The sequence below is a fragment of the Anaerolineales bacterium genome (genome assembly GCA_022866145.1).
GTDB lineage: Bacteria > Chloroflexota > Anaerolineae > Anaerolineales > E44-bin32 > PFL42.
Genome location: JALHUE010000538.1, coordinates 1 through 7253, shown reverse-complemented (window position 1 = coordinate 7253; position 7253 = coordinate 1). Strand labels below are relative to the sequence as shown.

Annotated in this window: 10 protein-coding genes; 3 read left to right on the top strand and 7 right to left on the bottom strand. The window is 64.4% G+C overall.

The annotated features are described in order from the left end of the window. The coding region (locus MUO23_15390) for an EamA family transporter (protein ID MCJ7514335.1) at positions 1 to 321 on the bottom strand (321 nt) is incomplete at its 3' end. Positions 322 to 548: 227 nt separating this feature from the next. Between MUO23_15390 and MUO23_15385 the strand changes: the two genes are divergently transcribed. Together MUO23_15385 and MUO23_15380 are read left to right on the top strand one after the other, a co-directional pair. Next, a complete protein-coding gene (locus MUO23_15385; protein MCJ7514334.1) occupies positions 549 to 977 on the top strand; it encodes a hypothetical protein in 429 nt (142 codons plus the stop codon). A 199-nt stretch (positions 978 to 1176) separates the two neighbouring features. Continuing rightward, on the top strand, positions 1177 to 2166 hold the full coding sequence (locus tag MUO23_15380; protein ID MCJ7514333.1) for a Gfo/Idh/MocA family oxidoreductase: 990 nt from the start codon (positions 1177 to 1179) through the stop codon (positions 2164 to 2166). A 6-nt stretch (positions 2167 to 2172) separates the two neighbouring features. Here the strand turns inward: MUO23_15380 and MUO23_15375 are convergent, their stop codons facing one another. From MUO23_15375 to MUO23_15350, 6 genes are all read right to left on the bottom strand, one after another. Then, a complete protein-coding gene (locus tag MUO23_15375) occupies positions 2173 to 3027 on the bottom strand; it encodes an AAC(3) family N-acetyltransferase (GenBank protein ID MCJ7514332.1) in 855 nt (284 codons plus the stop codon). Between the two features lie 198 nt (positions 3028 to 3225). Beyond that, positions 3226 to 4935 (bottom strand): HAD-IIIC family phosphatase, encoded by a 1710-nt coding sequence (locus MUO23_15370; protein MCJ7514331.1) that lies wholly within the window; start codon positions 4933 to 4935, stop codon positions 3226 to 3228. Then, positions 4932 to 5252, bottom strand: a complete 321-nt coding sequence (locus MUO23_15365; GenBank protein MCJ7514330.1) for a hypothetical protein — start codon at positions 5250 to 5252, stop codon at positions 4932 to 4934. Before MUO23_15365 ends, MUO23_15370 begins: the two co-directional genes overlap by 4 nt. Before the next feature lie 54 nt (positions 5253 to 5306). Next, positions 5307 to 5684 carry a DUF302 domain-containing protein gene (locus tag MUO23_15360; GenBank protein MCJ7514329.1) on the bottom strand — a complete coding sequence of 126 codons (378 nt, stop codon included), beginning with the start codon at positions 5682 to 5684 and terminating at the stop codon, positions 5307 to 5309. 48 nt (positions 5685 to 5732) lie between these two features. Next, positions 5733 to 5957 carry a hypothetical protein gene (locus MUO23_15355; GenBank protein ID MCJ7514328.1) on the bottom strand — a complete coding sequence of 75 codons (225 nt, stop codon included), beginning with the start codon at positions 5955 to 5957 and terminating at the stop codon, positions 5733 to 5735. Positions 5958 to 6164: 207 nt separating this feature from the next. Further along, positions 6165 to 6530, bottom strand: coding sequence for a nucleotidyltransferase domain-containing protein (locus MUO23_15350; protein ID MCJ7514327.1), 366 nt, complete (start codon positions 6528 to 6530; stop codon positions 6165 to 6167). A gap of 235 nt (positions 6531 to 6765) precedes the next feature. On the opposite strand from MUO23_15350, the gene MUO23_15345 reads away from it, so the two are divergent. After that, positions 6766 to 7173, top strand: a complete 408-nt coding sequence (locus MUO23_15345) for a hypothetical protein (GenBank protein MCJ7514326.1) — start codon at positions 6766 to 6768, stop codon at positions 7171 to 7173. Positions 7174 to 7253 lie beyond the last annotated feature (80 nt).

The following is a 7253-nucleotide window of genomic DNA, read 5'->3' as shown; positions in this document are numbered from 1 at the left end:
CGGTACGGCCGCCCCTACAACGGCGGCCGTCGGGGCGACGATTGCCGCCGCCCGCATCGCCAGGCCTCGATACAGGGCGGTCACCCCGATCGCACCTGAGATACCGGCCGCAATCGCCCAACCCCAGTCGGCCGGTGCGGGAATTGAAGCGCCGCTTAGCCAGGCGAGGGCGAGCAAGGTGACGAAGCCCACCATGGAGACCAGGGCAACGATTTGGAGGGGTCTGGCCCTACGAGTGGCGATGCCGCCGGCGAAATCGCCAGTTCCCCAGACGATCGCCGAGGCCAGTCCCAGACCGAGTCCAATCCAAGCCGATGCCATTTGGCAGATCACTCCAGTCCCAGGAACTGCGCCTGCAGGCCCCGTCCCACCCGAGGCCGTGCCAGCTATTCTCCGACAAGCCGCCAGCCAGGGCAAACCCGCCGCCCCTAGCTTGCTCACCGGAGGCGTGGCCTCCGCCCGCTCACGCACGGCAAGCCGAAGGCGACGGGGAGAGTTGCGTTGCCATAGGCAAGCGTTAGAATGACCGCCCAGCGAGGGTATCCCCGATGTCCCGCAACCAGCTTGTGTTGAAGGCCTCACTCCTGGCGGGTTCGATCTACTTCCTTTGCGTGGGTCTCGCCCACCTGGGCCAGCTCAAGGTCCCCGGGTTGTACATCTACTATGATTTGCCTTCCCTCGGCTACCAGGACAGCCTGATCGCCATCCTCTCCCTCGGTTGGTCGGCCTTTTTCTTCACGGCCTTCACCTCACCCCTGCGCAACCGCGGGCTGATCGCCGCCATCTTGATCTCGGGTGCGCTGGCGATCCTGGGGTTGTGCTCGATCAACGCCCGGCCTGAGTTGGAGCCCTTGGGCGGAGATGCCAGCCGCAGGGTGTACTGGATCGAGACCGCGGTGCTCTTTCTGTACTGGTTGTGGCTGCTTGTATTCCACACGCTTGCCGGCTGGAGGGGGACCCCTGCCGGAGAGGAGTGATCCACTAGCGGCTCTGGCTAAGGGAGCCAAGAGCCGAGCCGGAGGGATGACCGAGCGTCAGTTGGGTTGCGAGTCGGACTGCGGAGTGCGCCGCTTCGCTGACGGCCTCCAACCGAAGCAGGCTCTGACCGACGCAAAGGCCGTTTGAGGCCGATCGCGATCACGGCGGACGACTGCACCTTGTGGAAGGATGGCCTGCATGCCCCACGACCGAATCCGCTGGGGAATCGTCGGCACCGGGAAGATCGCGGACAGCTTCGCTGAGGGGCTGCGCGCCGCTCCGGAGGCGGAGCTGGTCGCCCTTGGCTCGCGATCAAAGAAGACCGCTGAAGCCTTCGGTGCCCGCCACTCGATTTCGCACCGACATGGGAGCTACGCCGCGCTCGCCGAGGATCCCGAGGTCGACGTCGCCTACATTGCCACGCCACACACCCTTCACTTCCAGAACGCCTCGTTGTGCCTGGAAGCCGGCAAATCGGTGCTATGCGAGAAACCATTCACCCTCAACGCCGGTGAAGCCCAAGCGTTGATCCGGCTGGCCCGCGAAAGAAAGCTGTTCCTGATGGAGGCGATGTGGACCCGGTTCCTGCCGGCGATGGGACAGGTCAGCCACCTGCTACAGGAGGGTGCCCTCGGCGAGGTTCGCTTGCTTGCGGCCGATTTCGGCAAGCGGTTCGAGGTCGACCCCGACAGCCGGCTATTCGCGGCCCGTCTCGGCGGTGGGGCTCTGCTCGACTTGGGGGTCTATCCGGTGTCGTTGGCCTCCTGCGTCTTCGGGCCGCCGGCCCGCATCAGCTCCCTGGCTCAGCTGGGACAAACCGGTGTGGACGAGCAGGAGGGGATTCTCCTCGCCTACGAGGGCGGGAGGCTTGCCATCCTGTATGCCTCGATGCAGGTGACGACACCCGATGAGGCCACGATCCTGGGAACTCGGGGATACCTGAGGATTCATTCCCCGATGCATGCCCCGGACCGGCTGACCCTGTTCCTTAGCGGCATGGATGAGGAAACCCTCGAATTCCCCATCGAGGGCAACGGGCTGCACTATCAGACGGTCGAGGTCATGCGATGTCTGCGGGAGGGCATGCTCGAGAGTGAGCGAATGCCCCTGGACGAGTCGCTCCAGGTGATGCAGACGATGGATGCCTTGCGGAGCCAGTGGGGGCTCAAGTACCCGACCGAGGCCTGAGCAGGCCTACGACCCCGCCTGCTTGTCGGCCTCAACCGTCCGATAACGCAAGGGCTTGCCGTACTGCCGGTACATGTCGTGGACCTTGCGGAAGGAGTCCTCCGTCAGCAGGAAGTGCTCATTCTCGCGCAGCCGCTGGCACCAGTAGTCGTAGAGCGCCGGCGCTCGGTAGAATTCAAGACTTGCGTTCCCGACCGGGAAGCTGCTTAGGATCCCCCGCGACCGCAGGTCCGCAGCCAGGCGCTGCCAGTCGTACTCGACCGTGCTCGCGGCCGCAGGTCGGACTCGATAGTGCAGCGTGACCTCTCGCTGCGAATCATCGATTTCGATCACCCCAGGAAACGGCTTGAGGTAGCGGTACGGGACCTCTACCGCTTCCTCCACATGATGGATAAACGTGTTGGCAGCCGGTGCGGCTCCCAGAAACACGACACTCCCGCCAGCGTTGCGAGCGACCCCGAATGTGGAGGCATCGTCGAACGGATTGCCGGCAGGCTCAAGAGGAAAACTCGCCCCATTCACGACGGCGAAATTGAAGATCGGGGTGAGGGTGCGCTGGCCAGGAACCTGGATCCGGACGTACTCGTTGAGGGCGCCGACCTGGGCCGGATCCGTTCTCGGCCGGTAGCGTCCGCTCTTGGCGTAGTCGTAGTTGAAGGTCGGAAACAGCAGCGTGCGCCCGCTGGCTGCCTCCAGAATCATCGTCAGCCAATCCGCCAGCTGCTGCTCGAGGCTCCGGCCCTTGGGGACGAATCCAATCCGCACCAGATCGCTGTGCACAATCAGCGGATTGCCTTCGAGACTGCCGAAGGCAACCTCAAGCTGGCTCCGGATCTGGTCGGATGACGTCACAATCGGCATGCGCAGCCGCCCCACCCTTTCGCTGTGACCCGCTGTGGACCCCGCATTCGCCCTCGAACGGATAACCCCAGAGGGCAGCCCAGACCTTCACCCGGACTCGCCACCCAGGACGCCGAGCTGCGCGCCAACTTGTCCGCGGCGCCCTTCTAAGAAAGACGCCAAAGCCCACCGGCCGGGATAGACGGAGCGAGGCCGCCCTCACCGGGTCCGGGGTTCAGGGAGAACGAGTTCCACACCCTCGCAGGAGGGAAAGGGCGGTTCCAGGCTCCGGCCAAACACATCCCCCTCCGGCATCTTCTCGAACCCCGAGCGATCTTTCCAGAATGCAAGGCATACACCGTTCTTGGCCGTGGGCAGGTATGCCGCCTCAAGCCGGCGGGCGCCGAGGTCGCTTGCTGCCTGCGCCAGAAAGCTGAGCATCGTCTCCTCAATCCTTCGACCCATTACTCTGCAGCTCAGAACAAAATCCACGATCGTTGCCGAGTCCCCTTCGAGCTGAAGACTGCCGATGCCCGTCAATCCAGAGTCGCCGAATCGATCCTGAACCCGGAAGGTCCACACCTGGCGCCCCACCTCCGTCGCCCAGGCCATCAATTCGGATTCCGTCAGGCGCCGGGTCGCCAGGTTCATCTGGTTCGTCTTGTTCAGCAGCTGGGCAGTTCTCGGCAGGTTGGCCGCAGACAGCGGCTCGACGAGCACTCGGGTTTCCAGGGAGCGAAGCCAGTCGTCGAAGGATTGAGACTCCTGGCGCGCCTCCGTTCGTTGGCGCTCCGTCGCGTACGCCCGGGTGCGATCGAGGTCCTCTTCCGAGATCGTAGGAGTGTCAAAGCAGGCCAGGCTTTGCAGAGCGCGCCGGGAGTACAGCTTGTCCTTCGGCCACTCCGGGACAAGGACCTCCGGCAGTGCTTGCCGGACGCGCGAACGCTCGATCGGATTGTCATCGATGAACACGACGGATTGCAGACCGAGGTTCAGCTCGGCGACGAGCGCCCGGACGCTTGCCGCCTTGTCATCCCAGTTGATCTTCCACCCGGCGAAGTCCTCCAGGCGCAGGACCATCTCCGGGTGACGCTGGATGGCTTCCGTGGCAATGCTCTCGTCGTTCTTGCTGACGATGCCCAACAGCACCCCCCGGTTCTTCAGCGCCCTGAGGCCGACCTGGAGATCAACGAAGGCCTCACCGATGGCATCGTGGCCCCCCAAGCGAATCCCCTCCCAGCCGACGTCGCCGACGATCCCGCCCCACAATGTGTCATCCAGATCGACGAGTACCAACTTCCGCGACTTGCCGGCTGAAGCCAGTATGGCGGCCCGAATGTCCAACGCGGCCTGCTGGAACACCTGGCTGCCAAATCCGATCTTCCCCAGGTACCACAGCTTGGGGTTGTTGGCATGCTCCGCCCCGGCCAGCGCCATCCAGCGCGCCGCATCCAGCACATACACGTTCGGCACCGCTGACAGGTTTTCAACCAGTCGCAGGTTCGCCCTGGCCAGCTGGCGGGAGAGACCGTGTTCGCTCTTCAAGTCGATCACTCCCAAGCCTCGCTCGTAGGCGGAAACGGTCCAGCTCGCCACCAACATTAGGCGTGAGCGCTGACTGGCGGCCCGCACCGCGTCTGTGAACGCGTCCACTTCGGCCGGCAACGCCTGGAGCGGGGGCCGGCTGTTGTCCAGTAACCCCTGGATAGTGGCCAGGACCGCCTGCGGCCGGGTCCAAATGATCACCACCTCGGGCTTGGCCTGCCAACAGACCATCGACTCGTCCGTCAGGGTTTGCATGACCTGCCCGAAGGGAACGACGCTGACAGCCAAGGTGGGAGGCTCGGGGGTGTTGTTGAGAAAGCCAGCCAGGTTCTGGGCGTTGAAGTCGGAGATGATCAGGCCCGGAATCGCAGGCTCACTTCTCATCCTGTCGCTCCGGCGCTGGCTGCCCGCTGCTCGACCAGCCCCAGGATATGGTTCGCAAGACTTTGAACGTCCCGGAAGACAGCCTCTGGCTGCGCCAGGGTCTGATCCTCGGTCAGGGAGATCTCCACGGAGAGGTCGCGGGCCATCCGCTCTTCGACGAGCAGGATCAGATTCACCAATCCAAGCGAATCGAGTTTCCCCGCGGGCGCGAGCAGCGCCGCCGAGGGCGAGGGCTCAATTCGGGCCTCAGCCGGCAGCTGCTGGTTCAGCTCCTCGAGAGCGCTGACAATCTGCTGGGCGATCTGTTCCACATTCATACGTCTTGCTCCCGCAACCCGAGGCGGGCATGGAAATCAGCACCGGGCATGACTCTACCACCGTCCCGCTACTGACCGGTAGCAGCCAACCGAGGCGTGCCCGCGCGGCTCAGGATTGTCGATGCCCGCCATCGAGACTACCGGGTCCGACGCCGCCACCTCTACCCCTGCCTCCACCCGCTGGACCACGACGCGGCAGGGAGGCCTGGCGCCAATCCTCCGTTCCTGGTGGAGACCTTTCTGGGCGAGAGGCAGATTTCGGGCGCCCAGAATCTGCCTTGGACGCAAGCCCGCATCGAGCTTCCTCTTCAGGGTCGCCTGCACGTCGATCTCGCTCAGCAAGCCGAATCCTTCGCGCGGCAACCCTGCCTGTACCTTGTCCAAGGCTGCTTCGAAGGACAAGCCAACGGTGGTGCTGAAGTGGTATCCCATCTCTCGCACAACCCTTTGGGCGCCCGCCTGGCATCACGACAGATGCAGTCAGCGGTGCAGTTCATATCGGCCGTCGACCAAGTCGTCGAGCGAATCAAGCACCCCTTCGCCCGGACCCGCCGACGTCAGCCGCCCCTGCGCGTGCTCGTTCATCCGCCGAGGCTGATGGATGCAGTGCCTCTCGACGTGTTCGATCAGTCCCTTCTCGCCTGGATGCAGCTGGCGGTTCACAGCGAACAGGATGTCAAAGGTGCTGGCCAGGACGGCTGCCACACCCTGGATTCACGCTCACCCGTCAGCGGGCGCGGCTGCAGATGCCAGTTGAACTCTGTAGGTCGAGGCCGATTCCCGCGGGATAGGGTGATTCTTGGCCAGGATCGATGCCACCCGCTGATCGGGATAGGGTGCTTGCGCATCCCGCTGCAGCCTGCCCAGCCACTGCTCGCGGTAGGCGAGGATCGTCGAGTACCGCCGGTTGTGCTAGATGCAGGTGTAGAAGCCGACCGATGCCGGGTGTAGTCTCAGAACCCGCTCGAGTTGATCCTCGGCCTCCCCGGAGTCCCGATAGATCAGATCAACGTGCTGGCCCGAGGGGGCCTCCACCCACTCATCGCCTCGCTCCCATAGGGTAGCGCCAACCTCGGCCTCGCCGGCTCGGGCGTTCGCCATCGCAACTCTCGCCGCCATGGGGAGATCGGCCGCCAGGTAGACGTACAGATCGATATCCGACCGTTCGTCCGCTGTGCCCGAGACGAGCGATCCACCCGGGGCCGCGGCCTTGGCCTCCGGTTCGCGGCCATTGGATTCTGCCAGTTCTTCGGCCGGCTTGATCCGGGCGTCCATCATTCCTCGCTCCCGCCAGCCCAACAGGCTCACGCAGGGCAAGTCGGCCCTGGCAGGCGTCATTGTATTGGCTTCTGCCACATGGTGAACTGAAGCACGCGGGAAGCTCGCGTTGGCTCCAGACGTTGGCTCGCTCTCTCCGGCTTCAAGGAAGCCCACCCTCGGGACCGACAGAGTCTGCTTGGCACCCCCGCTGAGCTGGGGGATAATGATCGCAGCCCTTGTGTGAGGCGGAACGATGTCCCGTGGCCAACGAACTACCTTCCTTGCCGGATCCATCTATCTGATTGGCACGCTGCTTCCCTGGGTCGTCTTGACGCGGCCCGACGGAACCACCGTCACCCAGAATGCTCTGGACCTGCCGAACGGCATCTTCGTCTTGAGCATCGGCGTCCTGATGGTGGTCACGGCGTTCGCCTACCGGGGCCGTCCGGGGAGGAGGTATTCGCTGTCCCTCGTGATCCTCAGTGCGGCCTCTGCCTTTCTGGTCGCGATGATCGGGATCCGCTTGAACCAGGCGGCGGCAGCCGCCGGCAGTGCGCAGACTGCAGCCATCGGGCCGGGTATCCTCGTGACCTTCGTCAGCACCATCCTGGCCTTGGTCGGGGGCGCCTCCCTCGTCCCTGAGCTCCCAGCGAAGAAATAGCTCCACGCCTCCGACCGCGTCCGGACAGCCGGATGATGGCCGCCGGTCATGGACGCGCCCGTCGCCAGATCCCTCCGGGG